General features: G+C 52.3%; 22 protein-coding genes, 1 pseudogene and 1 riboswitch. Of the genes and pseudogenes, 4 read left to right on the top strand and 19 right to left on the bottom strand.

The window, feature by feature from the left end:
- Nucleotides 1-168 precede the first annotated feature (168 nt).
- The 8 genes and pseudogenes from M1D70_RS29460 to M1D70_RS29495 form a co-directional block, all read right to left on the bottom strand.
- Entirely contained in the window at nucleotides 169-930 is a 762-nt protein-coding gene (locus tag M1D70_RS29460; RefSeq protein WP_456288621.1) for an alpha/beta hydrolase, read from the bottom strand.
- A gap of 24 nt (nucleotides 931-954) precedes the next feature.
- A complete protein-coding gene (locus M1D70_RS29465) occupies nucleotides 955-1,956 on the bottom strand; it encodes a LacI family DNA-binding transcriptional regulator (protein WP_009594543.1) in 1,002 nt (333 codons plus the stop codon).
- Nucleotides 1,957-1,996: 40 nt separating this feature from the next.
- Complete coding sequence (locus tag M1D70_RS29470; protein ID WP_009594477.1) at nucleotides 1,997-2,815, bottom strand: carbohydrate ABC transporter permease; 819 nt, start codon at nucleotides 2,813-2,815, stop codon at nucleotides 1,997-1,999.
- Between the two features lie 45 nt (nucleotides 2,816-2,860).
- The gene (locus M1D70_RS29475; RefSeq protein WP_009594508.1) at nucleotides 2,861-3,766 is read right to left on the bottom strand and encodes a carbohydrate ABC transporter permease; all 906 of its coding nucleotides are present in this window, start codon (nucleotides 3,764-3,766) and stop codon (nucleotides 2,861-2,863) included.
- 102 nt (nucleotides 3,767-3,868) lie between these two features.
- Nucleotides 3,869-5,116 (bottom strand): sugar ABC transporter substrate-binding protein, encoded by a 1,248-nt coding sequence (locus M1D70_RS29480; protein ID WP_009594526.1) that lies wholly within the window; start codon nucleotides 5,114-5,116, stop codon nucleotides 3,869-3,871.
- A gap of 447 nt (nucleotides 5,117-5,563) precedes the next feature.
- Nucleotides 5,564-6,817 (bottom strand): MFS transporter, encoded by a 1,254-nt coding sequence (locus M1D70_RS29485; protein WP_456288622.1) that lies wholly within the window; start codon nucleotides 6,815-6,817, stop codon nucleotides 5,564-5,566.
- A 397-nt stretch (nucleotides 6,818-7,214) separates the two neighbouring features.
- A pseudogene (locus tag M1D70_RS29490) lies at nucleotides 7,215-7,358 on the bottom strand (sensor histidine kinase); the annotation flags it as partial.
- A gap of 79 nt (nucleotides 7,359-7,437) precedes the next feature.
- Nucleotides 7,438-9,516 (bottom strand): molybdopterin-containing oxidoreductase family protein, encoded by a 2,079-nt coding sequence (locus M1D70_RS29495; protein ID WP_456288623.1) that lies wholly within the window; start codon nucleotides 9,514-9,516, stop codon nucleotides 7,438-7,440.
- Nucleotides 9,517-10,001: 485 nt separating this feature from the next.
- Nucleotides 10,002-10,196: riboswitch (cyclic di-AMP (ydaO/yuaA leader) on the top strand.
- Nucleotides 10,197-10,362: 166 nt separating this feature from the next.
- On the opposite strand from M1D70_RS29495, the gene M1D70_RS29500 reads away from it, so the two are divergent.
- A complete protein-coding gene (locus M1D70_RS29500) occupies nucleotides 10,363-12,189 on the top strand; it encodes an APC family permease (RefSeq protein WP_456288624.1) in 1,827 nt (608 codons plus the stop codon).
- A 142-nt stretch (nucleotides 12,190-12,331) separates the two neighbouring features.
- Here M1D70_RS29500 and M1D70_RS29505 read toward each other — a convergent pair whose 3' ends face one another.
- From M1D70_RS29505 to M1D70_RS29525, 5 genes are all read right to left on the bottom strand, one after another.
- Complete coding sequence (locus M1D70_RS29505; protein ID WP_456288625.1) at nucleotides 12,332-13,192, bottom strand: formate/nitrite transporter family protein; 861 nt, start codon at nucleotides 13,190-13,192, stop codon at nucleotides 12,332-12,334.
- 448 nt (nucleotides 13,193-13,640) lie between these two features.
- Nucleotides 13,641-14,888: an MFS transporter gene (locus M1D70_RS29510; protein ID WP_009590387.1), complete on the bottom strand. Its 1,248-nt coding sequence runs from the start codon at nucleotides 14,886-14,888 to the stop codon at nucleotides 13,641-13,643.
- Between the two features lie 112 nt (nucleotides 14,889-15,000).
- Complete coding sequence (locus tag M1D70_RS29515; protein ID WP_009590341.1) at nucleotides 15,001-15,594, bottom strand: TetR/AcrR family transcriptional regulator; 594 nt, start codon at nucleotides 15,592-15,594, stop codon at nucleotides 15,001-15,003.
- A gap of 257 nt (nucleotides 15,595-15,851) precedes the next feature.
- Nucleotides 15,852-16,445 carry a DUF4352 domain-containing protein gene (locus tag M1D70_RS29520; RefSeq protein ID WP_456288626.1) on the bottom strand — a complete coding sequence of 198 codons (594 nt, stop codon included), beginning with the start codon at nucleotides 16,443-16,445 and terminating at the stop codon, nucleotides 15,852-15,854.
- A 133-nt stretch (nucleotides 16,446-16,578) separates the two neighbouring features.
- Nucleotides 16,579-17,940 (bottom strand): FAD-dependent oxidoreductase, encoded by a 1,362-nt coding sequence (locus M1D70_RS29525; RefSeq protein ID WP_456288627.1) that lies wholly within the window; start codon nucleotides 17,938-17,940, stop codon nucleotides 16,579-16,581.
- Between the two features lie 426 nt (nucleotides 17,941-18,366).
- On the opposite strand from M1D70_RS29525, the gene M1D70_RS29530 reads away from it, so the two are divergent.
- Entirely contained in the window at nucleotides 18,367-19,002 is a 636-nt protein-coding gene (locus M1D70_RS29530; protein ID WP_456288628.1) for an SDR family oxidoreductase, read from the top strand.
- A 107-nt stretch (nucleotides 19,003-19,109) separates the two neighbouring features.
- Here M1D70_RS29530 and M1D70_RS29535 read toward each other — a convergent pair whose 3' ends face one another.
- The gene (locus M1D70_RS29535; RefSeq protein ID WP_456288629.1) at nucleotides 19,110-19,589 is read right to left on the bottom strand and encodes a glutathione peroxidase; all 480 of its coding nucleotides are present in this window, start codon (nucleotides 19,587-19,589) and stop codon (nucleotides 19,110-19,112) included.
- A gap of 294 nt (nucleotides 19,590-19,883) precedes the next feature.
- Here M1D70_RS29535 and M1D70_RS29540 point away from each other — a divergent pair, with 294 nt between their 5' ends.
- A complete protein-coding gene (locus M1D70_RS29540; protein WP_036671352.1) occupies nucleotides 19,884-20,420 on the top strand; it encodes a hypothetical protein in 537 nt (178 codons plus the stop codon).
- 26 nt (nucleotides 20,421-20,446) lie between these two features.
- Here the strand turns inward: M1D70_RS29540 and M1D70_RS29545 are convergent, their stop codons facing one another.
- The 3 genes from M1D70_RS29545 to M1D70_RS29555 form a co-directional block, all read right to left on the bottom strand.
- Complete coding sequence (locus tag M1D70_RS29545; RefSeq protein ID WP_456288630.1) at nucleotides 20,447-21,700, bottom strand: hypothetical protein; 1,254 nt, start codon at nucleotides 21,698-21,700, stop codon at nucleotides 20,447-20,449.
- 204 nt (nucleotides 21,701-21,904) lie between these two features.
- A complete protein-coding gene (locus tag M1D70_RS29550; protein WP_009590391.1) occupies nucleotides 21,905-22,255 on the bottom strand; it encodes a DUF3243 domain-containing protein in 351 nt (116 codons plus the stop codon).
- A gap of 96 nt (nucleotides 22,256-22,351) precedes the next feature.
- The gene (locus M1D70_RS29555) at nucleotides 22,352-23,968 is read right to left on the bottom strand and encodes a DEAD/DEAH box helicase (protein ID WP_009590385.1); all 1,617 of its coding nucleotides are present in this window, start codon (nucleotides 23,966-23,968) and stop codon (nucleotides 22,352-22,354) included.
- A gap of 242 nt (nucleotides 23,969-24,210) precedes the next feature.
- On the opposite strand from M1D70_RS29555, the gene M1D70_RS29560 reads away from it, so the two are divergent.
- The gene (locus M1D70_RS29560; RefSeq protein WP_009590358.1) at nucleotides 24,211-24,780 is read left to right on the top strand and encodes a hypothetical protein; all 570 of its coding nucleotides are present in this window, start codon (nucleotides 24,211-24,213) and stop codon (nucleotides 24,778-24,780) included.
- Here M1D70_RS29560 and M1D70_RS29565 read toward each other — a convergent pair.
- Entirely contained in the window at nucleotides 24,777-26,447 is a 1,671-nt protein-coding gene (locus M1D70_RS29565; RefSeq protein ID WP_009590372.1) for an ABC1 kinase family protein, read from the bottom strand. The genes M1D70_RS29560 and M1D70_RS29565 overlap by 4 nt on opposite strands.
- Nucleotides 26,448-26,765, bottom strand: a complete 318-nt coding sequence (locus M1D70_RS29570; RefSeq protein WP_009590344.1) for a phasin family protein — start codon at nucleotides 26,763-26,765, stop codon at nucleotides 26,448-26,450. It lies immediately after the preceding gene.
- Nucleotides 26,766-26,858: the final 93 nt, after the last annotated feature.

Here is a 26,858-nt window from a genome sequence, read left to right on the forward strand (position 1 = left end):
ATCCAGTCAATTCGAAACGTTTTGATTTTTGTCCAAACCATGAAATATATTCATAAACCCTTATATTTAATAGGATTTTTTACCTGTACATCCATTGTTTAAGAAGTGAGAAAATCAGCCCGTGTCTGCGCCATAATCGAAACGTTTCAATAAAAACGGACGAAAAAATCAGGGCAGTGGCAGCCAATCCAGCACACGCTGAATTTTACGGTCCCAATATCCCCATTCATGTCCGCCCGGCTCTTCCTCGTATGTCATCGGAATCCCCAGACTGTCCGCATATCGTCTAAACGTTTGGTTATCATGATATAAAAAGTCTTCCGTTCCGCAGCACTGATACAGCATCGGTTTGTTACCCCCATATGCCGCGAATTCCGAGGCTAAATACAGCAAGTCGTCCCGGCTTCCCCGCAATCGGTCGACGCTTCCGAACAAGGTACGGATTTCGTGCTCCTGGAAGCCCGGTCCCGCAGCCCGGCTGGCGAGATCCAGCCCTCCCGACAGGCTTGCGCCGGCCGCATAACGCTCCGGATAACTCATGGCCAGCTTAAATGCGCCATACCCGCCCATGGAAATTCCGGCGACAAAGGTATCTTCCCTGCGTCCGGACACCGGAAAGAACGACTGAACCAGCCGCGGAAGCTCCTCGCTCAGGAAGGTAAAGTAAGACGGGCCGTTGGCCATGTCCATATAATAGCTTCGTCCGACTCCCGGCATCACGAGTGCGATGCCTTTATCCTCGGCGTACCGCTCGATGGACGATCTGCGCATCCATTCGGTCTGGTCCGCGCCTCGGCCGTGAAGCAAATAAAGCACCGGCAGCTTCGAAGAAGAACCGTATGGCATCAGCGCGGCTTGCGGTATAAAAACCTCGATGCCGGTAGACAGCTGCAGTGTTTCGGAATAAAAATCACACGTGATCCATGCCAAGTTCCTCATCTCCGATCCGGTACATTAACTTTCTACTTTGCTCTTCCCTGCAGATGCACGCTCCATCATTTCCGTTGTCAGCATGTACGACTGCTTTACGGATTCGCCGCCCAATATCTGAAACAGCAGATGGGCTGCAAGCGATCCCGCTTCGCTCTTGGGCTGTCTGATGGTCGTCAGCGGCGGATTCACGTATTCGGCTAATTGGATATCGTCGAATCCGATGACGGACACATCATCCGGCACCGAAATTCCGCTTTCCTCGAATGCCTTCAGCCCTCCGATGGCCATCTCGTCGTTGCCGTAAAATACGGCCGTAGGGAGCGACCCCTGCATAATCATCATCTTGGTGGCGTTGTAACCGCCCTCGCGTACGAAGTTGCCGCTGAGGCGCCACTTCGACTGTTCTTCCAGCCCCGCCTCCGCTAGTGCCCTTAAATACCCTTGATAACGCAAATGATTATCGTACGAGTCCGACGACCCGCTAATATAGGCTACGTGCCGATGTCCGTTCTCCAGCAGGTAACGAGTAGCCGTGTATCCTCCCTGCTCCCCGTCGACCAGCACATTGACCAGGAATTCGCTGCATAACGGCCGATCCATCACGACGATCGGAAATTGAGGCCCGGAGGTCTCGATCAGAACTTCATCGCGAATATTGGGCGCGAGAATGATGGCGCCGTCAGCCCTCTTCTCCCGCAAAAATTTAACCGCCGTCGAATCCCTGCCGCCCATCGAGCTGCAGGCTATCAGATCATACCCGTTGGTCAAAGCAACTTCCTGTACGCTTCGGATCAACTCGGAATAATAGGGCCCGGATAAATCCGTCAGAATTAGAGCGATTGTCTTGGTGCGGCTCCGCTTCAAATCCATGGCAAATCCGTTCTTCCGATAATTCAGCTGTCTTGCTGCCTCGAGCACCTTTGATCTTGTCTTGGAACTCACTCTGCTGTCGCCGCTTAACGCGTATGAAGCCGTCGACAAGGCGACTCCAGCGAGCTTTGCCACATCTTTTATCGTTGCCATTTCCTTTCGCCCCTTCTAATACTTAAAAACTCTATCTATCTTATTTCATGCCAGAGATCGTATATCCTTCAATAATATGTTTTTGGAAGAAAGAAAATACGATGATGATCGGAACAACCATAAATGCAGCGCCTGCCATTTGCAGACCGAAATCGGATCCGTGCTGCCCTTTGAGAAGCTGCAAACCTACCGAAAGCGTGTAAAGCTTCTGGTCGTTAGCCATGATGAGAGGCCACAGGAAGCTGTTCCAAGCGCCGATGAAGGCCAAAATTCCCTGCACCGCAAATACCGGCTTCGTGATCGGAACGATCAAACGGAAGAAAATCCGCAGCTCTCCCGCGCCATCCAGCCTTGATGCCTCGATCAGATCCGTCGGGATCGTCGACATGAACTGACGGAACAGGAAAATACCGAAAGCGCCGACCAAGCCGGGGAGCACGATGCCCGCCATCGTATTGGTCAAGCCCATGGCGTTAATCAGCAGATACACCGGAATCATGGTCACCTGTCCCGGAATCATCATCGTGGCGAGCACGAGATAGAACAATTTTTTGTTGCCCGGAAACTCAAACTTGGCGAATGCATATCCTGCAAGCGCGTTGAGGAACAGACCCACAAATGACCAGAACACAATAATAAGCGTATTTTTAAGGTAGACCATAAAGTCCAGCTTCGTAAATAAGTCCACATAATTTTTCATGGTAAATTCTTTGGGCAATAACGTCGGCGGAACCGCCGTAAATTCATTCTCCGGCTTGAACGAGGACGTGATCATCCAGATAAACGGAATCATCATCAGCAGTCCCCCTGCAATGAGCAGCACCGTCATGACCGTCTTTTCTATTCTTTTCGCTGCCATACCCTAAAGCCTCCTTCAGTTACGATACGGAACATCGCTTGCATCTTAATACTCGACATCTTTTTTCTTGACTGCGAATTGCGCGATCGTCACAACAATGATAATGAAGAAGAGCACAAACGATCCTGCGGCCGCATAACCGAAATTACTGAGCTGGAAGCCATTGTTGTATATGAAGAGGGCCATCGACATCGTGGAATTCAGCGGTCCGCCCTTGGTCATCACCAGCGGCTCTTCGAAGAACTGAATCCAGCCGATCAGCGTCGTAATGGTGACAAAGAAGGTCGCAAAGCTGAGCAGCGGAACGGTGATGTACAAAAGCTTCTTCCACTTGCTCGCGCCATCGATCTCCGCCGCTTCATAATAGGAACGCGGAATGCCCTGGAGGGCGGCAAGGAATATAATCATGTTAAGACCGATCGATTTCCATACAGCCAGAAGGATCAGCGATAACTTGGCAAGCGTGGGATCATTCAGCCACTGCTGCGCGGGAATACCAAACCAGGATAACATATGGTTAAAGAGGCCATAATGGCTGTTATAGAGGTAACCCCATACAACCGCGACCGCCACAATATTCGTAATCGAAGGCATGTAATAAACAACGCGGAATGTCTTGAACAGCCATCCCGTGCCATAGTTAAGCAGCAATGCAGCGCCCATGGCCAGCATAACGACAAGCGGAACTCCGATAATAACATAGAACATGGTGTTAAACATGGATTTCAGGAAAACCGGATCTTTAAATACATTCATGAAGTTATCGAAGCCGACGGCTTCAATATTGGAGTAATTGGCGAGACCCGCCAGGTCGATGTTCGTGAAGCTGATGACAAGCGCAATGATGATCGGAATGATTGAGAACGTCAGAAGCAGCACCAGCGCTGGCGCAATAAACATATAAGGGTACTTATAGCGGTTAAAGCGCTTGATAAAGTTCTGCAATGTCATTCACCTCCTGCAAAAATGGGTTTCGATGATACGCTATGGAAGCAGTCAGGCTTGTTTCATCATCGTCTGAAGAAACAAGCCGGGCTGCGTTACACGCTTTTGTTATTTGGATAGAATTTCGGTAGCCTTCGCGTTCAACTGATCCATTTCGGTCTTGATGTCCGCACCGCCCACCGTGATTCTTTCAAAGGCACCGATGGCTTCTTGGGAAACCGCATCCCACTCTTTGATGAACGGAACAGGTCTGGCGTTCTCAAGCTGTTTTCCGAATGTAGCGAAGATCGGATCTTCAAAGCGTTTGTCTTCCCATGCGCTCTTAATGGCAGGCAAGTTTTTGGATACATCGTAGTTGGTCAGCTGCGATTCTTGTTCACTCATGAAGGAGATGAATTTAACGGCTTCATCTGCATTTTTGGTGCTGCTGAATACGGACATGTTAGCTCCGCCAAGGAACGATGCGTTGTTTTCTTTTGCAGGAAGGGTTGTGGTTGCCCATTTACCCTCAATCTCAGGCGCTTTATCCTTCACGCCTTGAATCATCCAAGGACCGCTGATGAACATCGGGAACTGTCCGTCCTTAAATGCGGCAAACAGATCCAAATCGCTCGCAAGCGGCGTCATGCCTGTGTCGTAGAAGCTCTTCAGGTATTCCATGGCTCCCATGAATTCCGGCTCGTTGAAATGAGGCTTGCGGTTCTCGTCGATCATAGCGCTTCCATTCTGCCAAGCAAACATGGACAGGTAGTTCATGTCTTTGGCATCGATGGTGATTGCGTAATTGCCATTACCTCTGGCTGCCAGTTTCTGGCCGGCATCCTTCATCTCATCCCAAGTCTTAGGACCTTCAGGATAGCCTACTTCAGCAAGAATATCGGTGCGGTAGAACAATACGCGTGTTTCCACGTACCACGGAATGCCGACAACCTTGTCGTCGTAACTCATCGTTTGAACGGCACCGTCGAAATAATTTTCCGGCTTCAAATTCGGATATTGCTCAAGGTACGGCGTCAGGTCAAGCAAAGCGCCGGCTTGCGCGAATTCAGGAATCCAGGTTGTACCCATCTGCACGACGTCCGGGCCGCTCTTCGAAGCAACCGCCGTCAACAGCTTGTCATGCGCGCTTCCCCAAGGAATGGATTGAACGCTTACCTTCACGCCGGGATTCTTCTCTTCGTATTGCTTAATCAAAGTTTCGTCCGTTTCGTCACCCATCAACCAGACTTTCAGTTCCTTCTTGCCGCCGCCTTCGCTGCCTCCGTCTGCTTTCTCAGACCCGCCCGAGCATCCGGCTAATACGACCGAGAACACCAGCAATGCTGCCAACGTCCACAATATTGATTTTTTTCTCATTCTACATTCACCCCGTTTTTAATGTTTACCAGCATGCAAAACGTAATGCAAAACTTAAATTGAAAGCACTTACTTCGAAACGTTTCGATTTTATTCGAAAAAATAAAGACGCCGGATAAAGGTTATTTCTATAATCCTAATGTCTCTTCATTCCCCATATGGAGCACATTTCCATGGTTATCCTTAGGATATTCATGCTCTTGTGTAAACAAAATAAGAAGATCGCTTGCCTGATAACTTCAAAAAACGCATTTTGTTTTGAAACGTTTCGACACGTTCATTATAGCTCCCCCTGAGAGCGATTTCAATATCCTTTTTATTTTTTTTGCAAGGCGTTTCTTTGACAAGGGCTGTAAGCTATGAACCGCACGCAAAAAAGCAGCAGGCTCCGAAGCATGCCTGCTGCTTAAATATGGTTCTGCCGTGATCCGTCACTTTATTAGTGCGCTAAGCGTTAAGATGTCGTTCCTTCTTGTCATGACTGTCATGGCCCAGCCCCCTGTCCCTGCTAAGCCGGGCATGCATCGCAAACGACAGGAATGACAATACGGCAACTCCTGCGGCCAACCACGCCACCGGGGTCAGTCCGCCGCCGTCATACATCGTTCCCATGGCATAAGGCCCGATCACCCGGCCAGCGGCTCCCATGCCGCCGGTCACGCCGATATAGAACGGAGCGGCTTGTCCCGCACGTTCCGAAATAAAAGCCGGGATCGCTGGCGAAATCAGCATTTCGCCCAATGTCGCCAGCACCATCGCAAGGATCATGCCCGGATAGCTGTGCATCGCCACGATCACGACATAAGCCGCCAGATAGAACAAAGCGCTCGCGGTCATCTGACTGCTCTCCGTGCGGGCCGCCCATCGCTTGATGGCATTGGTCAGCGGCTGAGCGGCGAAGATCAGGATCCCGTTCAGCGTCCACAAATAACCGTAAGCCGTCTTGGACATCCCCTCCGAGATGATAAACGGAGACACGCCCGTGTTCCAGATGGAATTGCCGAACCATAGGAACAGCGAGCCCAGTCCCATAAAGAGATAGATGCGGGTGTTCCCAAGCAGTGCCCATGCGCCGGGCCCCGCCGGAAGCGGACTCTTGGGCTTCGGATGATGCGACCCGGGGGACGCGTCCGTTCCGCCCAGCTTCGTCAGGTAAGACAGGAAGAAAATCGCAAAGCCGAAGGACGTGACGCCGTTTAAGACAAAGCTTAAATGATACGATATCTCCGCCAGGAACCCGCTCATGGCCGTTCCAAAGGCTACGCCGATATTATTGGCAACATAGATGACGTTAAACAATTCGCCCCGCCGATCGGCAAACCGGAAGCCGATAAAGGCCTGGATGGCCGGCATCGATACGGCGTTGCAGAATCCGATGAAGCCCATCATCGCGATGAACAAGCCCCATAATCCGTTAATGAACGGAAGGGTGAACAATCCGAGGGCATTCAGCAGGAGCGAGCCCACGATCAGCCTCTTCACCCCGACTCGGTGATATAACGCGCCGCCAAGGAGCTGACCCGCGATGCCCCCCATGGACTGAATCAAGATGACAAAGCCCGCATCCTGCATGCTGCGTCCCAGCTCGTCGAATACGTACATCGTTGTCAGCGGCCACATCAAGGAGCCGCCCGCGGAGGCAACGAGACTTGCAACAAGAAAACCTTTTACTTCCTTAGGGTACTGCTCCAACCATTTCATGTTTATTATCTCCCAGCAGCCTCGCAGCAGTATATTTACGTTTATAACCTAAAATAGCCCCACAAAGTGGAGCCTATGCTCCGATGCTTATTCCAAATACTTTGCGGGGCCCCCAAAAAACTTTATAAATTCTAATATGTTAAAAAAAAGCCCACATGGGCTTTTATAAAATTCTTCTTAAAGGAAAGAGGCAAGGGCCTCCTATTTTGATACTCCATAAGCCTGTATGAATGCACAATGCTTGTCATGTCTTATCGCCCAAATCCTAGTATCGCTTGAGAGATCCATTTTTAGCAAGCACACTCATTGACGCTTTACCTTAACAGCGAACAGGACGCGAACACGCGAACAACGGATCTTTTTGGGTCTGAGTAACGCCTTGGTCCTGATCCACTCTCTATCCTGATACTCTCCTATCGGAGTTTGAATTTCTCGCTCTTGCAGGTATGCGTATTTGAACCGAGGTCCCGACTCCGACTTTGCTGAAGATGGACACGCCGTACTCGCTCCCGTAATGCAGCTTCACCCGCTGGTCAATGCTTAAAAGAAGCCCCGTGAAGGGGCTTCTTCTGCGTTAACTGTCCTTGGGCCATCCGTCTGCCAAGGATGGGTCTATCGCTTTACTGCTTCCGCTTCACCTCGACTACCGTCGAGAAGAAGGTAGCCCCTCCGCCCATGTCGGACAGCCTGTCCGGCGTAAGGGCGTTGGCGCGCTGCTTGCGGCCCTCGCCTTCCCACCACAGGCCTTGGCTGACTACGGTGCCCGGCAGCATTTTATCCGTCACCTTCGCCCGGACTTCATAGGTTCCGCGGTCATTATATACGATGACCATCTCGCCGTCCTGGAGCCCGCGTTCCTCCGCATCCGCCGGGTGAATCTGAAGGGCCGGTTCCTTCTCCAGCTTCTGATGCTTCTCCACGTTCGCAAAGGTCGAGTTCAGGAAGTTATGGTTCGGCGGCGAAATGAACATGAGCGGGTATTGATGCCCGCGGCCGCGCCTTACCCCGTCGTATCCTTCCTTCAGCGGCACGTAGGTCGGAAGGGGCGGTAGACCTGCTTCCTCCAACTTCGCAGAGTATAACTCGATGCGTCCCGAAGGCGTCGGCAAACGGTCCAGATACGTTTCAAGCGGCGTCATGTCCAGCTTCACGTGGCGGTGTTCCCTCAGCTTGTCCAGCGTGACGCCGTTTAGATAAGGGTTATCCGGGAAGTCGAGCGCTCTTGCCATCATCTCTTCCTCGGTCTCATGAAAAGCCGGTTCCTGGAATCCCATAGCCCGTCCCAGCATGGAGAACAGCTCTACGTTGCCCTTGCTCTCCCCAAGTGCCGGAATGACCGGCTCCTGCAGCTGAACGTACTGATGCCAGTAGGAAGCGTACAGGTCCGTATTCTCGAACGAAGAGGTTGCCGGGAGCACGATATCGGCATACTTGGCCGTATCCGTCATAAACAGGTCATGCACAACCGTAAACAGATCTTCCCGTGCAAACCCTTCCCTGACCCGCTCGGTATCGGGAGCCACAACCAGCGGATTGCTGCAATAAACGAAGAGCGACTTAATCGGCTGTTCGGTCATGGCAAGCGCTTCGCCGATCCGGTTCATGTTAATCGTGCGCGCTTCGGGATTCGGCCGGAGATCGGGACGCTCAAGCGCGTCGCTATCCATGCTGTTGTAACCGCCGTTCGACTTGGCAGCCCCTCCGCCCCGCTTCAGCCATTGTCCGGTCAAAGCGGGAAGCGCGGCGATGCTGCGCACCGTCAAGCCGCCGTTGTCGTGATGCTGAAGACCGTTGCCGATATGGATGTAGGAAGTATCGGCCCGGCCGTAGAGCTCGGTCAATTTCTCGATATCCTCGATCGAGATGCCGGTAATGGAAGAAACGTGCTCCGGCGTGTATTCTTTGACGTGCTCGCGCAAGGCTTCATGACCAATCGTATACTTCCGGAGGAATTCCTCATTCACCATGCCGTCGCGGAACATGATGTGCATGAGCCCGACGGCCAGCGCAGCATCCGTGCCTGGATACAGCGGAATGAACCAGTCGGCCCATTGCCCCGTCTGGTTCTTGTGGACATCGATCACAACGACCTTGGCACCGGCTTTGCGCGCTTTCTCTGCAATCACCATCTGGTGCATATTGGTGCTGACGATGTTGCCGCCCCAGACGAGGATGACGTCGGCTCGTACGGTGTCCTCCGGAACGGTTCCCCCATTAAACCCCATCACGGATTTCCAGCCCTCATTGCCCGCGGAATTGCAAATCGACTGCTTCAGGCGGCTGGCACCCAGCCTGTTGAAGAATCTGCGGTCCATGCCGTCGACGCTCAATATCCCCATATTGCCGTAGAAGCTGTAAGGCAGGATGCTCTCGGAGCCGTATTCCTCAATCAAGTCCTTATAGCGTCCCGCAATCTCCTGAATGGCTTCGTCCCAGCTGATCCGCTCGAAGGCGCCCTCTCCCTTGGGACCTACCCTTCGCAGCGGATAGAGCACGCGTTCCGGATGGTACACCCGGTGTGCCATATTACGGACTTTATTGCAGATGGCTCCCTGCGTAATCGGATGCTCCGGATTACCGGTCACCTTGACGATTTTTCCGTTCTCTTTATGCAGCAGCAGGCCGCATGTATCGGGACAATCCAACGGACATACCGCCGGAAATACGCCGTTTTCCTGATGAATCATCGCTTGAGTCATTTCGTACTTCCCCCTTTTGCTCGGCTGCATCATATCCCTTTATCTTAAAAGAAAATCGGGGTTTCAGTAAAGTCATACATTTATTTCTAATCAGGTGATTCACTTTACTTTCCCCCGGGTATATTCCTATCAAGAGCAAAGAAGAGGAACCCAGACCCTTTCTCTTCCTTGCCGAATCATGGACCACTCCCAAAAAAATTCGCCATGCCAGTGTCTCCTCCCCCGAGACCGGCATGGCGAATTTGTTTATATGGCATCCTCCCAGTGACCGATGTTCCCCACACCTAATCCTCCATATTATAGAAACTCGTGATTTTCGCAGTAAACATGCAAAATAAAAAGCCTGTCAAAGCCAGGTCATTATGTAAGCGCTTATCTGTTATTTTTTATAAATAATTCTGTTCGAATGATCGTTGGAGGATGTTTTACAAACGATTGGAGCAGGCGTAATATACTATTCAGCTTCGAAAACATTCTTCATATTCACATGGCATTCGCTTAATTTCCATGATGGAAAGCGGGGGAACCAACCGTATGGAGGGATACCTATAGGATCCTTCAACCATACTATGGGGTGAATCCTGATGCGTCGCGTACGTACGCCGCGATGGAATCAGGTAGGGCGACTCTCACCGCCCGAATCCGACAGCTAACCTCGTCAGCGTTGATCGGGAGGGTTGTGAACTTGTGATGAAACACAGGGTTCTAACCTGTGTTTTTTGTTTGCCAAAAATCAGCATAGGAATGGTGACCATTCCTATGTCCAGCACATAAAAAACACCGATAGAAGTCCGTTCAGCGAGCTTCTACCATGAACTTAATCTTAAGCGGCGGTGAAAAACAACCATGTTATCCTCAATCAAGCGCTTCCTCATCGGAAGACCGCTTAAATCAACGGAATTAGGCGAACAAAAGCTGAATAAAACCAAGGCGCTGGCCATCCTGTCATCCGATGCGTTATCGTCCGTGGCCTATGGTCCGGAACAAATCCTCATTGTGTTGATGACCGTCGGGGCGGCTGCCTATTGGTATTCCATACCGATTGCCGTCGGCGTCCTGGTCTTATTGCTGGCACTTATCCTGTCGTACAGACAAATTATTTTCTCCTATCCGCACGGCGGCGGCGCATATGTCGTGTCCAAACGGAATTTGGGCATGTATCCGGGGCTGGTGGCCGGCGGTTCCTTGCTCGTGGACTATATCCTGACGGTTGCGGTCAGCGTGTCGGCCGGGACGGATGCGATCACGTCGGCTTTTCCGGAATTGCACGCCTATAATCTGCCGATCTCCATCGTGTTCGTTCTATGCTTGACCGTATTGAATTTAAGAGGGGTCACGGAGTCGGCCTCCATATTGGCTTATCCGGTTTACCTGTTCGTGCTTGCGTTATTCATCCTGATCGGGGTAGGGATATTCAACATTGCCACAGGCCATGCGTCTCCGGAGCTTCACACGCCGATCGGCACGCCCGTAGCCGGGCTGAGCTTGTTTCTGCTTCTACGCGCATTTGCCTCGGGCAGCTCCGCCCTGACCGGCGTGGAGGCGATTTCCAACGCCATTCCGAATTTCAAAGACCCGGCCCCGAATAACGCGGCCAAAACCTTGGTGGCGATGGGATCGCTGCTGGCCCTGTTATTTTCGGGCATCGTCTTCCTGGCTTATTACTATGGGGTCAGTCCCAGCGAACAAGTCACGGTCGTTTCCCAAATTGCCGAGCATACCTTCGGGCGAAATGCGCTTTATTACTTCATACAAGGAACAACGGCCTTAATTCTGATCCTCGCCGCCAACACCGGGTATTCCGCTTTTCCCCTGCTGGCCGTCAATCTGGCGAAGGATAAGTTCATTCCTAGAATGTTCACCGTCCGCGGCGACCGTCTGGGATATTCAAACGGAATCATTATTCTTGGATTTTTCTCCATTCTGCTGCTGCTGGCTTTTGAAGGCAAAACCGAGCATCTGATTCCGCTGTATGCCGTCGGCGTGTTTATCCCGTTTACCCTCTCCCAGACGGGGATGATGGTGAAATGGATCCGCGAAAAGCCCGAAGGCTGGATCGTCAAGCTGATCATTAACACCACCGGCGCATGCATCAGCTTTATCGTGACCATGATCTTTTTCTTTACGAAATTCGCCCAGGTGTGGACCGTCCTGATATTCCTGCCGCTGATCATCTGGATTTTCACCCGGATCCGCAAGCATTACGAGGCGGTAGCGGACCAGCTCCGGATTACGACCTGCGATCCGGTTAAGCCGATTGAGGGGAATGTCATCATCCTGCCTGTGGCAGGAATCACGCATGTGGTGGAGAACTCGCTGAATTACGCCAAATCGCTGGGAGCGGGCCAAATCATCGCGGTGTACGTGCCGTTCGAGCGGGAGGAGGAGGTCGCCTTCCAGGAAAAATGGAAAAAGTGGCAGCCGGACATCCGGCTGGTGACGCTGCACTCGCCTTATCGGAGCATCATTCAGCCGCTGACGAAATTCATCGATACCGTGCAGCGCAAGGCAAGCGAATCCGACTATCAGGTTACCGTCGTCATTCCGCAGTTCATCCCCAAGAAGGGCTGGCATAATTTCCTGCACAATCAATCCAGCCTGCTCATCCGGGCACATCTCCTGTATCGGAGAGACGTGATCATCACGACGGTTCCCTACCATTTAAAAAAATAGCGGGCTTGTTCCCTGCTTGATTCATTACTGGGAACAGCCTCGCCCATCACGACAAAAAGCTGCGTTCATCCTCTACCTTCTACATACAGGACGGTTGAACGCAGCTTTTTCTTTAAACCAGACGCTCGCCAGGCTTTCGGCATTATGAAGCGTTCTGCGCGGAATGAACCTGTTGAGGGGAGCTAGCCGATGGCGCAGGCCCCTGCTCGCCGAGCGGAGCGGCTGCGGCATGGTTCTCCTTCTTTAAATACACGGTTCCGTATGTCGCTCCCACAAATAACGCGCCGCCAACGAAATTGCCCAGCCATACCGGAATGAAGTTCATCAGATACTCGCCCCAGCTGTAATAGCCTTCAAAAATCGCTGCCGGAATGAGAAACATGTTGGCCACCACGTGCTGAAACCCGATGGCGACAAACGCCATGGTCGGAAACCAGATCCCGAGAATTTTGCCGCTCATCTGATCCGATCCGTAGGACAGCCATACGGCGAGGGCTACGAGCCAGTTGCACCCAATGCCCGACAAGAAGGCTTGCAGGAAGCTGTCGTCCAGCTTATGCCCTGCCATGTCCACCAGCTTCTCCAGGTAAACGCCGCTGCCTGTCAGACCGGTCACATGGCCGAAGAAGTAAGCGACGAATAACGCTCCCAACATATTGCTGACCGTGACAAGCGCTAAATTCCGCATCATCTCCTTCGTGGAAATTCGTCTCTTGAATCTGGCCAAGGACACGGCCATCATGTTGCCCGTCAGCAGCTCCCCGCCTGCAAGCAGGACAAGAATCAATCCGACGGGGAATACCGCCGCGCCTACAAAACCGGCAATCCCTCCCCATTCCGGAGACGCTCCGGCAATCACGCGTATGTCAAGCAAAAAGCCGAGCGCAATAAATGCCCCAGCAAGGAATCCTAATATCATCACGTTTATGGCGGAGTTATGCGCTTTTTTCACCCCGTTCTCCACGGTAATCTCCGCAATGCGCTCAGGTTTATGGTAAGCCATGGTCACTCCCTCATTTCTTCCGCATCCGCCTTGTCTATCTATCCGAATGCAGCTCATGATATTCGTGTTATCGTTACCAACATTGTAACGCAGCTTCTTTGGCAAGAACGTGAATTATATCACGATCATGTCCGTCAGGGACGGACAGGTGCAGATGTGATGTTCAGTATGCCTTTATCTGCTGACCACGCTGCAGCGAGTAACATAGATCGGATTCGGTGTGCCCATTTACGCGAGATATGGATATAGGCATAGCACCTTGTCCACGGGTGGAGCTTTGGATTAACTTTAGCGGGGTGACTGCCTTTCGCTTCCTTCAAGAAATCGCATATGCCGAAAAAGCGGTGCCCGGGACTCGCCCCGGCACCGCTCTTTTGGATTGCTTTTACCAGGTACGAAATTCGTTCGTGTTTGATACCACTCTGCCAGACTCGGCATTACTTGCCCGTTAAGCCTTGGCCGCCGTCTCCATCCTAACAGTGGCTTCCGTTTCCTGCACCGGCACCTTGGCGATCGGCAGCTTCATGCTGATGAACGACGACAGCAGGAAAAGCGCGCCTGCCGTAAAATACACCACGACAATGGAGGTGACCGACATATACCATCCCGTAAGCCCGGAGCCGATGAGCAGCATGCCGGTAAATATCGGCGTCATCACGCCGTTCAGCCGGCCGATGAATTTCTCTTCCACCTGCTGCATCATCACCGCCATCAGGACCGTCTGCGCCATGGCCATCAGCACCCCGGTGACGAAGCGCATCGAGCCGGTCAGGATCGGCCACTGGGACAGCACCTCGACAAAGGTCGAGAGTCCAAGGAAGGCCAGCCCCGCAAACAGCAAGTAGGAACCTTTCACTTTGCCCGCAATCACCGCTGCGATCACACCGCCGATCAACATGCCCAAGCCCTCAAGCGCAGTGAACCACTGGACGCTGGACATCTCCAGTTGGAGACGCTCGGTGATGACGAAGATGTCAAGCGGCTGTACGAGCCCGCTGCCCAGCGCCAACAAAACGTAGACCACCAGCAGCACCTTCAACAGCCGGCTGGAACCGATGTAGGTGAAGCCTGCCTTCATGTCCTTTGCAAACGAACCGGCTGATTCCGAGTCCTTGGAAGGTTCGTCCACGGTGGAAGGCAGAAAGGCCAACACGATCGCCGAAGCGCCGAACAGAATCAGCAAGCTGATTAAAGAGGCCTGCAATCCAAATGCTTGATAAATCGTCGTGCCTACCATAGGCCCCAAAATGATAAACAGCGACATCGAGGTCTGGGATAACGCCGTGGCCGCGGGCACATGCTCATCCGGCAAACACCGCTTGATGATCTTCATGGACGATGGCTGCGAGAATTGCGAGACGACGGCCGAAACCAGCGTCACCGCAAACACGGCCTGCCAATATCCCGCATACACAACAAACAAAATAAGCAGAATGGATAAGAAGCTTAAAATGTCCCCCCAAATCATGGTTCGCTTAGGACGCCAACGGTCAGCCAGTACGCCGCCAATCATGGAAATCACGAAGATCGGCGCGTATTCAATCACGGTCAGCAGCGATACGGCGACCGGGTCATGGTTGCTCTGCTCCATAATGAAGAACAACAGCGCCATATTGCGGATCCAGATCCCGATATTTTGCATAAAATCAGACACCATCAACAGCACGAACGCGCGGTTGCCAAACAAATGCTTCATACTCCATCCCCCTGTTTAAAACCGACTATTCGGTTTATTTATTTTTGCGAAAACGCCCTTGCCTGTTAGCTAAGAAAAGCGTTTTCGATAAATCCTCCTACCGAACAGTACGCTATGAGCCTTGACCCGATAACACACCGTTCAAAAAGTACGTTACGCTCTTGCGGAACAGCTGTCTTGATTCCTCCTGGGACCGTTCGTAGTACGAAACCGACAACCCGTCCAGAAGCGATCCGAAAATAACGGCTATTTCGTCGATATCCTCTGCCGCTATTCGTCCCTCGTCCGCTCCCTCTGCCAGAATTTCGCGGTAGAGCGTACGCGGACCTTGGAGGATGGCCAGCATTTCGCCCACAATCGTCTTATTTTCCGGCTGATTGATATAGAATTCCTCCGCGATTTTGGTAAGCGGATTCTGAAAGTCGTCGACCATGTGATCCGCGATCCCGTAAAGCTTCTCCTCAAAGCTGACGTAATCGGCTTTTTTGTCGTCCCAGGCTTCCATCCATTCCCGATTCTGCTTCGCCAGCAGCTTGACAAACAAATCTTCCTTGCTCTCAAAGTGATAATAGATGCTTCCCTTGCTGGCCCCCGTATACTTGACCAGTTCATCCATCGACGTTGCCGCATAACCGCGCTGAATGAACAGCTCCTTGGCTTTATCCAGAATCAAATCCCGCTTTCGCTGCGCTTTTTCTGATGACATCGGTGTAAGCACTCCTTGCCTTGGATTCAACAGTCCGCATCAACCAGCGGAAAACCCGTGATCCTTAATAAAAAATGTATTCTTTCATGAAAGAACTCCATCCCTCGTTAAAAAACCGACTGTACGGTTTAATCATACTGAAAACCTCCTCCCATGTAAAGGACGCTCTTCCGAATGCAACGAAAAAAGGACTTTGCCGAAGCAAAATCCTTGCCCATCCTGCACATTCCAAAATAACAACATGCTATATTGTTGCATTATTCCACTGCCCAAATAGCTCTTCCTTCTTTCATCGGATCGCCGTAACTCAGCTGCAGCCCCTGAACGTCCTGCTTCACCTCGTAAGGAATCTCGCCCGTCAGCTCGCCGCCCGGAGGAATGGTGCCGTCCAGCATCTTCACGTCATCCGTAATAGGAACCGTATAGTTAAGATCGCTTGAATCCGTCATGGAAAAAGACAGTGCCGAAGAGATGACCAACGGCTCCTGACCGTTGTTCTTCACGGTAATGTCGACCACCTTAAACGTATGGCCGGGCTGGGGCTTCAGGTACTCGTCGCCTTCGGAGTCGCGTACGCCGTTCAGCGTGATGACCGCGCCGTGGTAATCGACCGTATCGCCTACAGCGGCAGGCTCGTCGATCGGTTTCGTCTCTCCATCGGCAGGCTGAACCTCCCCTTGGGATGGTTCTGCCGGCGGTTCCTCTTCCGACGCCTCCGTCTGATCCGTTCCCCCGCTATCCACGACAGCCGGCGGAGTCTCTGCCGGCGGGTCCGCCTGATCGTTGGAACAAGCAGCCGTCAGCAGCATGGAGAACAACACAGCCGAGGCCAGCATTATTTTTTTATTCATACATTATCCTACCTCCTGAAAGTCACATATCGATATGTCCGGATATTTTCCAATTCGCTGTCAAAATCCATATTCCTTCTAAAGCAAGAAAAAGACCCCCGAATCAGGGGGTCTTTTTCTTGCTTTGAATGAATTAAGCGTGCACCGGCGCTTTGGTCTCCACCGCCGGCAGAGCCTCCAGGCCGGCCGTGTTAAGGAAATTCCACGGCTTGTTGTAATGCGGCTGGAAGAAGAAATCGATGAAGGCCAGCTGGTCGATCGTCATGCGGTTCTGGATGCACACCGACAAGGTGTTGATGGACTGCGTCATATCCGCTTTCGAGATCACCTGTGCACCGAGCATCCGGCGGCTTTCCTGTTCATACACCACCTTAAGCGTAACCTCCTCGAAGGTAGGCATGAACTCCGGACGGTAATGGTCCGTAATGGTGACCGTCTCCACCTTCAAACCTTCATCCTTGGCCGCTCCCTCGGTTAATCCCGTCGAGGCAATGTTGTGTTCGTATATTTTCAATCCGGACGTACCCTGGGTTCCCATATAAGGCGTTGTGGGCTGCACCAAATTCCGTGCAACGAGCGTACCCATCCGGACAGCGTTAGTTGCCAGCGGAATGTACATCATTTTACCCGTCGGGTTATAGAGCACCGAGCAGCAATCGCCCGCTGCATAGACGTCCTGCTTGCTGCTTTGCATATATTGGTCCACAACGATGGCGCCGTTCTTCAGCATATCGACTTGTCCCTTCAGCAGCTCCGTATTCGGTCGGAAGCCGATGCAGAGAATGACCAGATCCGTGTCGATCTCCCCTTTGTCGGTGATGACCTTATTCACCTTGCCATCCTGGCCTTGGAAGGATGTCACGGTCTGCCCCATGGCCATCTCGATCCCTTTTTCACGGAACGATTCCTCGATCTTGCCGCTGAACTCGGGATCCAGGTATTTGTTCAGAATCCGATCGGCACTGTCGATCAAAGTGACCTGCTTGCCGTTCTGTTGGAAGGCCTCCACCAGCTCCACGCCGATGTAACCGGCGCCGACAACGGTAATATGTTTCGCTCCTTGCGCTTTATCAATGATCGCGTTGGAATGATCGTAGTTTTTGCAGAGCAAAATATTATTCAAATCGATGCCTTCAAGCTTCGGTACGATCGGCCAGGATCCGGTGGTAACAATCAGTTTGTCATAGGTATCTTCAAACGTTTCCTCCGTGGCCTGATTGCGGACCTTCAAGGTTTTCCGGTCCGTATCCACCGAGATGATCTCATGCTTCATCTTGGTTTCGACACCAAGCTCGTCGAGTTTCTGCGGCGAAGAATAGAACAACCCGTCCGGATCCTTCACAACGCCCCCGACGTAAAGCGCGATGCCGCACGACAGGAATGAGATGTTATCATTGCGTTCGTAAACGGTAATCTGTGCATCGGGATAAAGTTTGGCGGTATTCACAATGGCGGACGTTCCTGCATGGGTACAACCGATAACTGCAACTTTCATGGTTTTTCCTCCTCCAAGTATGAAGCTTTATATTGGTTTAAGATGAGCATTTTTGCCTGGATTCATGCTTGGTAACGCTTGTTGAGCATGAACGGGTGACTGTTATTACTGATTGTGAATAATTTCACTTCATGACCTTATTATAATGTGATTTATTTCACAGTTCAATAGGCGAGTTGCGTTATTCACATATTGTTCATAATTTCACATAGTGGGAATGATGAATGATCTTGACTCCAGGATTAATGTCCTGATGCCACGGAATAAAGTGAAATCGAGAATACGGGTACGGGATCCGGGGAAGCTAAAAGGGCCCCGCCTTCCAATATTCTCGAGATACCGGAATAGGTTTTTCTTATTAATAACGGATTATTCCCTTTTTGAAACAATCGGCTGCGGGTAATGTTGTGCAGGAGGTGCTTTATCATGACAACCGTATTTGTTGCCGGAGCGCATGGAAATACCGGGAGACGGATCGCGAAGCTTCTCGCTGAGAAGGGGTATCAAGTCCGCGGCCTGATCCCCGATGAGATTCATAAACGGAAGATGGAGCAGGAGGGTGCCGAAGGAATTGTCGGTGATTTGACGCAGTCTTATTCCGATGGTTTAAGGGACGTTGACGCTGTCATCTGCGCAGTTGGCGCCGGTATAACGGAAGATCCGCAGGAGACGGATCATGTCGGCACCGTGAGACTGATCGAGCAGTGCGTGCTTCTAGGAATCGATCGCTTCATTATGATTAGCTGCATGGAGACCAAGCACCCGGAGCACTTCTCCGAACTGAAGCCCTATTTGCTTGCCAAACATAAAGCAGAGACCATTCTTGAAGAAAGTACGCTGACTCACACGATCATAAGGGCCGGCGAGTTAACGGATGACGCTCCTGCCGGCCGGGTTCAGGCACATCCCGATCTCCGGGAAACCGGATCCATATCCCGTCAAGATGTCGCTCAAGCAGCCGTGCTGTGTCTCTCCACGCCAGAGTCGGAACTTAAGGCGTTTGATCTGATTCAAGGCGATTACCCCATACAAGATGCCCTTAAGGGTCTTGCTTCGGGCTGAATGGACGAAATGGAGAGCAATTTCCCATAAAAAAACAGGACTGTTTCTCCTCCGGGACAAATCCCCCGACGAAAACAGCCCTGTTATGTGCTCGTTACTTCCTGCCATTAACCCAGCAGGGATTCAATGGCGCCCTTCATGGATTCAGGCGATTCCTTCGGCTCAAACCGCTGAACCACCTTGCCTTCGCGGTCCACCAGGAACTTCGTAAAATTCCAGGCGATCTCTCCGCCTTCATTCGGTCCGGGCTGCTCCGATTTCAGATACTGAAATAACGGGTGCGCCTGCTCCCCATTCACGTCAATCTTCTGGAAAACCGGAAAGTTCACGCCATAGTTCAATTGACAGAACGATTCGGCCTCTTCGCTCGTACCCGGCTCCTGTCCGCCAAACTGATTGCACGGAAAGCCAAGAACCTGAAGCCCTTGCTGGCCGTATTGGTCGTACAGCTGCTGAAGCTCTCCATATTGCGGCGTAAGGCCGCATTGGCTTGCCGTATTCGCGATGATCAAGACCTTGCCCGAATACTGATCGAGCGAGACTTCCTGCCCCTTGGTATTGGTTGCATGATATTCATAAACTGACATCCTCGAATCTCCTCTCCAGCTTGTATTGAATGAATCGCTTGCTTCCAAGCTTCTGTAGCCTGGCCCATCTTCTTACATCATACCGAATATACGTCCCTAAACCAAATTTTCGGTTCCAATGCCTCTACCCCGCCATCCGTAAATCCATTATGATAAACGTATATATCCGCTTCAAGCAAGAATTACATAGACTCATGACAGCTGTTTAGTCAGCAAGTCAGCAGGGTAATGATTTAGGGTTTGGCAAAATATTGCATGATCCCGCATTTCAACAACAGTAAGCGAGGAAAAGAAATGAAATTATATCCCGAAATGTTTGTATCCCCCTGGCATCTCATCGTCGTTGTCCTGGCCCTGATTGCCTTCATCGGATTGATCAAAGGGGGGTATGACCGAAAGACCGTGCTTGGCAGCACAGGGCTATCGACGCTGGTTTTCTATTTTATTCTGACGATCCCCATTGGCCTGATCACCCAGGAATCGCTCTACAAAGAAGAAACGATGCTGACCGACCTGGATCAGAACTTTGAGGACAAGAAGGCAGATTCCCAGCTGCAGAGCTTGAAAGACTACGTCGTACTCCACGTTGGAGCCTATAAAAATGAGGAGGATGCCGACATCGTCGTCTATGCCGGCAACTATCATGAAAGCCAAACGTTCAACGGTCATATTACCTTGTTCGTGTACGACAAGAACGATGAGGAAGTCTTCACCGAGATGTACAGGGACATCACCCTCGCCCCCGGCGAGAAGAAGAAGCTGGACACCTCTTTTACCAGCCAGCCCATGGATACCTACAGGTACCGATACGAAACGCACCCCCAAATGTGAAGGGGTGCGTTTCTTTTGTTTTCATATTAGGTTGACAGCCGGTCTCCAGACTCGAACCCCGGATTATCGGTTTCCGGAAGAGACTGATACGGCCCCGGCGTCGGCGGAAGATTCTTCGCATCCCGCCCTTTGCGCATATACCGGATTCCCAAATAGAAGAGGGCAACCGCAGGCAGCGACAGCATGGCTATCGCAAGCAGCATGCTGGACATTTGGTAGGAAGGATCGGTCTCGATCTCGGAGAAGTCCAGAAACATAAACGATATAAACGTAACCAGCGAGAACATGATGATCTGTAGCCAGCGCATCCATTTCACCAAGAAGAAGAACAGGATCGCCGACAGCGCAACAAGAAGAATGGGATACAGCGGTTTTTCCGGGTCCGCGTTACCCAGCTCTGCCTGGCGTGTCAGCCAAAAACCGACGGCGAACTGAACCGGGAAAACCAGCCAAGCAAGCAAACCGGTTCCACGAAAAGCCGATCTACGCTTTTGCAGCGCTTCTTCGTATTCGAGGAGCTTCATCTCGTATTCCAGCTGATCCAGTTCCTCCTCCGTCAGCTCCCTGTCTTCCTCATCGTTCTCCTGTACCAGGCGATCCAGATACGGACGGAATTGCCGCTCGATATTCCCGTCAAATTCGGCACGCTCTAAATCCTCGTCCTCGCGAAGCAATGACGCCACCGATTCATCCCCCAGATCTTGGATGATGACGGATGTCAGGTATAAAGGAATCCCTCGTCTGCCGATGACCTCCAGCCAGCGGTTCGCCTCCATCGGATCCGTGAAAGGAACGGCGACTGCCCGTTCAGCCTGCCCTTCTCCAGCAACAAGGTACATGATGGGCATTAACTCCGCCATAGGCAACGACTCGGTCATTTTGCTGTTCTTATAGGCATAACTGAATTGAAAAATATATCGCCCGTAATATATTTCCTTTACATCGCCGATTCGAACGCTCCCCTTCAAGGAGTCTTTCGTCTCGGGATTCCATCGCTCATATTCAATGTGGTCTTCGTATAACAAATACTCGTCCAGATGCGTATTATTCCAGATATGCCCTTTCAGACTCTTGGATAGCCGAATCACCATGAAGATACCGGCGGGTATAGCCGCCAGACTCATCCACGTCCAGACATTGGCCCAGAAGTACAGCAGAATCAAAGGTCCAATCGTAAACGCCAGGCCCAGCAAAATACCAAGCACATGCATTTCGAACGTAAGCACCCAATAAAAAGGCTGCATTTTGGGTTTTCTCTGCTCATGAATCACCAGAGACATTCAGGCAGCGCCTCCTCCTCTATTCTTTCGATGTTACCCAACCCAACAGATGGAATAAAGACATTGGAGATCATATTATGTATAAAGCCTAATATCAAGTCTTTCACCCTATAGATATGTTTAGATATGTTAATCCCTGCCTTCCAACCAAAAAACCTTCCCCGGCAAGTCGGCCGGGGAAGGACTTCCATCTCACGCTTCGCCTTATGGAGCCTTACGGTTTTGAGCCAGCTTAACCAGCAGATGAGCCAGCTGATGCCGCTCCGCTTGCGTTCCGACCTTCCATAACTCCTGAAGAAGTTTTTCCTCGGAATTGCGGGGCTCCTCGTTTGCGGCGAGGTATCCGGCTACCTTCTCTGCCGCCTGCGCCAGCTGCTCTTCATTCAAACCAATGCTCTCGGCAAGCTGAATTCGTTTGTTCAAAAAGGATTGAAAGGCATCGAAGTCAGCCAGGATCCGTTCCTTCTCCTTGTCGTCAATCCGGTCCATAGCGTCATCGACCTTACTCACATCCAGCTCACCGTTCTTGTTCACCACATGATTATGTTCAGACATGGTAACGCCTCCTTGTCGTTGACTGGGTAACGCTCTCTACTTAAACGTGAACTTCCGGATTGAAACAGATCGTCTCCTAGAATTTCCCTCGAATTCCTAGCGGCTGCGGCCGCCGCGCCGTCCACCGCTCTGGCCTCTGGCAGCGCGGCCTTCGGAGGACCGGGTTCCGCCTTGTCCGCCTCGGCCGGCGGGATTCCCCCGCCCCTCGGTTCTGGACGGTCCGCGGCTGCTGCCTCGTGTTCCAGCTTGCTGTCCACGGCCCTCGCCTGCACGACCGCCGTCACGCCCGCCGCTGCCTCGGCCTCCAGCCGCCGATGGTCCGCGACCCTCTCCGGTACGGCCTCCTGTCCGGCCCGAACCGCGGTCATCCCTGCGCGATGATCCTGCACTTCCTCTACCCTGCTCGTTACCGCGGCTGCGCCCGGAACCCGTGCCCCGATCGGAACGGCTTCTGCCTTGACCACGTTCATTATCGGATTCAAGTGATGAGACATTTCTTGCTTTTCTCGGTCGGCCCGTATCCCTGCCCGAGCTGCCAGAGCTTTCCCGAAGGCTTCCGGCGGCAGAGTCATAGCGTACTCGCTTCAACCGCTGGGAGATCCCTTCTTCGATGCGCTGCAGATCATTAAGGTCTTTCCCGGCCGCAAACGTGATGGCCATACCGCTCCCCCCCGCCCGTCCGGTCCGGCCGATACGATGGATGTAACTTTCAACATCATGGGGCATATCGTAGTTAAAGACATGGGTAACGCCTTCGACGTCCAGCCCCCTTGCGGCAACATCCGTTGCAACGAGCAGCTGCAGCTTGGCTTCCCGGAATCGCTTCATTACCGCTTCCCGTTTCGCCTGGGACAGATCCCCATGCAGCTCGTCCGATTGATAGCCATGGGCCAGCAGCGCCTCGTTCAACGTGGTGGCTCTGCGCTTCGTCCGGCAGAAGATGATCGCGAGGAAGGGATTATGCTCTTCGATCATTGCACGTAAGGCATCCTGTTTGGAACGGTCCGTACACTCGACCACCACCTGCTGGATCTGCTCCAGCGGGATCGGGGAAGCCCCCTTAATCACGATATCGACAGGTTGATTCATATAATTGCCGGCAAGCTGCTTCACGCCGGCAGGCATCGTCGCCGAGAAGAGCATCGTTTGGCGCCGATACGGAAGCGCATGGATCAGCGCCTCCACCTCATCCAGAAAGCCCATATGCAGCATCTGGTCGGCTTCGTCCAGCACCAGCTGCTTCACGCCGCCAAGCTCTAACGTGCCCCGTCGCAAATGATCCAGCAGCCGGCCCGGCGTGCCGATGATCAATTGGCGTCCGCCTTCAAGCTTGCGCAGCTGTTTCTCCACGTCCTGCCCGCCATAGACGGCCAGGATTTTGATGCCGTCCGGCTCTCCTGCCGTCAGCTTCTTGGCTTCTTCCGTAATTTGCAATGCCAGTTCCCGTGTCGGCGCAATGATGAGCGCCTGCGGGTACGCCCGCTTGGGATCGATATGCTGCAGTATCGGCAGCATGAAAGCCAGCGTCTTGCCTGTGCCGGTCTTCGCCCGGGCAATGACGTCCTTTCCCTGCAGCAGCAGCGGAATGCTCTCTTGCTGTACCGGGGTCGGTTCCGTAATTCCCTGCTCCTTCAGTTTCCGTACTCTTTGTTCGTCAATGCCCAGCTGTTGAAAGTTCGGCAAACGTTCCACCTCATTTAATTTATTTAGCATCGTATGGTCTCAATCCATTCGATTCAGCAATCAATACAAACATTTTTTCATACATAAATCACAACAAAAGGCCGATAACATTCGTTCTTAGAAGAACGGGGCGTTCCTTATGTGTCCGGCGAATGAAGTATGTGCTTTGAATCCATTCACTATTTTCGCCAGAAAACTGACAAACGACCCTGACTTTGGTAATGTCAATGATATAGAAATCCAGTTTACACCAGCGAGGAGGTGTCCCCGATATGCATATCCTACAGCTCATCCTGACAGCCTTGATCTTGATGATCCTATTCGGCCTTATCAATCTGATGATGAATTATATTTCAAGGCGCGACGGGGAGCCCATCGTTCCCTTCCGGAAGAAGCTGTGGCTTATTCCGCTGTTGTCGGCCTTTATCATTATGCCGTTGGAGCTCTTTTCCATGCTGTATGCCCAGTGGTTCCCCATGCCCGATCCTTCAGGGACAGGCGAAACGCTAGCCTATGACGGCCAAGGCGTGCTGCTCGGCTTTTCGCTTTTCGTCCTGGTTGGGTTCCTGATCTTCGAAGGTCTCATACATCCACTGGTCATCGCCCTGCTGCGGCTTCTGCTTCGCAAGGATACCTCCATTTATATGAAACAGGCAGTGACGGTCGTGACCGATACGCTGCTGCTGTACATAGCCTCTCTGATCGTGCCGGCCATTCCCGTGGAGGGCTGGCTGCAATCATTAGTCATCGCCGTATTTTTCCATCTCATAGAGTGGATCCTGATCGGTGTCCAGGCCTGGATGCAGCAGCGCAAACGGACAAGAGCCGAATCGGCAGGCTAGAACCTGCCGGATTTGAATATGGCGTACAGCAGCCATGCCACCATCAGCAGGGCTACGATGAATCCGACCTCAATCACCGGGAAGCTCCATATCATCATCGGCTCCCGGCTGAGCGACGAACCGATAATGAGCCCTACCATGATGATGCTGAAAGCCAGAAGGACGATGCTGAAGGACAGCCGGTTACTGATCTGATCCATCTTGCGCATCAGCGTTTTCAGTTCCGGAACGCTGATCTCCACCCGCAATTTTCCTTTGCTGATCAGAGCCGACAGCTGCCGGGCTTGTCCGGGCAGATCAAGCAAGCTCTCGGCAAGCCCCGCTACCCCATCCAGCACCTTCCTGCTGATCCGGCGGGTATTGTACCGCTTCTTCAGCAGCTTCCTTCCAAAAGGCTCCGCCATATCGATAATGCTCAGGTTCGGGTCCAGCATCTCGATGACCCCTTCCAGGGTCAGCAATGATTTGCCAAGCAGCGTCATATCCGGAGGCAGCATAATCCGGTGCCGCTGGGCAACGGCAAACAGATCGGTCAATGCCTTGCCGATGCGAACTTGAGCAAAAGGCACGTCATAATACTCTTCCCGCAGACGGTCCATATCCGACCGCAGCGCATCCATATCGCAATCGTCCGGAATCAAACCCATTCTGGAAATCGCCCGGATCATCCCTTCCGAATTCCGCCGCATCAATGCAATAATGAGTCCTGACAGATGATCCTTCATATCTTCGCTGAGGTGACCCACCAGACCGAAATCCAGAAAGACCAGCTTGCCGTCCTCCCTGACGAGCAGGTTCCCCGGATGAGGGTCGGCATGAAAGAAGCCCTCAATAAAAATCTGCTGCAGCATGCCGTCGGTTAGATGCTCGGCGATCGCCTTGAGATCATGCCCCTTGGCCACAATCTCCTGCCTGCGGCTTAAGGTAAGACCCTCGGCATACTCCATCATCAACACCTTCGATGACGTATAGTCCCAATAAATCCGCGGGATATGGACAAATTCCTGCTCCGTCATCCGGGATGCGATCTTCTCCGCATTCCGGGCTTCATGGCTGTAATCCAGCTCCGCCATCATCGCTCTGGCAAACTCGTCGACGATCCGATCCACGCGGTACTGCTTCACCCATTCCCAATGGCGCTCGGCAATCGAAATTAAATCCCGCAGGATTTCCAAGTCGCGGCCGATCATGCGGGCCACGCCCGGACGCTGAACCTTGATCGCTACAAGCTCTCCGGACTTCAGCCTCCCGGCGTGAACCTGCCCGATTGAGGCGGCAGCCAGCGGCTTGTCCTCAAACTTACTCAACACGTCATCGATCGGCATGCCCCATTCTTGTTCAATCAGCTCCCGTGCGCTCGCGGAAGGGAACGGAGGCACCCGTTCCTGCAGCTTGACCAATTCCTGGATAATATGGTCTGGCAGCAGGTCCGATCGGGTACTCGCCAATTGGCCCAGCTTCACAAAGGCAGGCCCCAGATCCTCCAGCACTCGCCGAATGCGTTCCCCAAGCGTAATCGTCTCCGGCTGCTCCTTGGAGCTCCAGCGGACAGGCAGCGACAGAACATGAAACAGTCCCATCTCCTCCACCATATAGCCAAAGCCATGACGCATGAGCGCCATGGCGATTTCCCGGTAACGTCCGGCATGTCGAATTCGGACCGCCATCTATTCCTGCCGCGATCCTTCCAGTTCTACAACCTTCTTCTCCAGAGCGGCAATGCGCTGTTCCAGGCTGGCGACATCGCTCTCTTTGGGAACATCCAGATCGGACAACACGCGCTGCACCTGCTCATAAATATATGACTTGATCTGGGATTGCTCCTCTTCGCCGCGCTCGACGAGGCGGTTCACCAGCGCCTTGGATTCCGCAGGAGCCAGCTCCCCGCGTTTGACCAGATCATCCACGATTTTCTCTACTTTTTCCTTGCTGACCACGGTAAGGCCCAATCCTAACGAGATGGCTTTCTTAAAAAGATCACTCACGATATATCCCTCCCGGTCGTTGTCTGGTTCCATTATAACCTTTAACGCTGGCAAAAACATCTATCCTTGGACTTGCTTTCATAAGTATCGAGA

Source organism: Paenibacillus sp. AK002 (assembly GCF_053903045.1).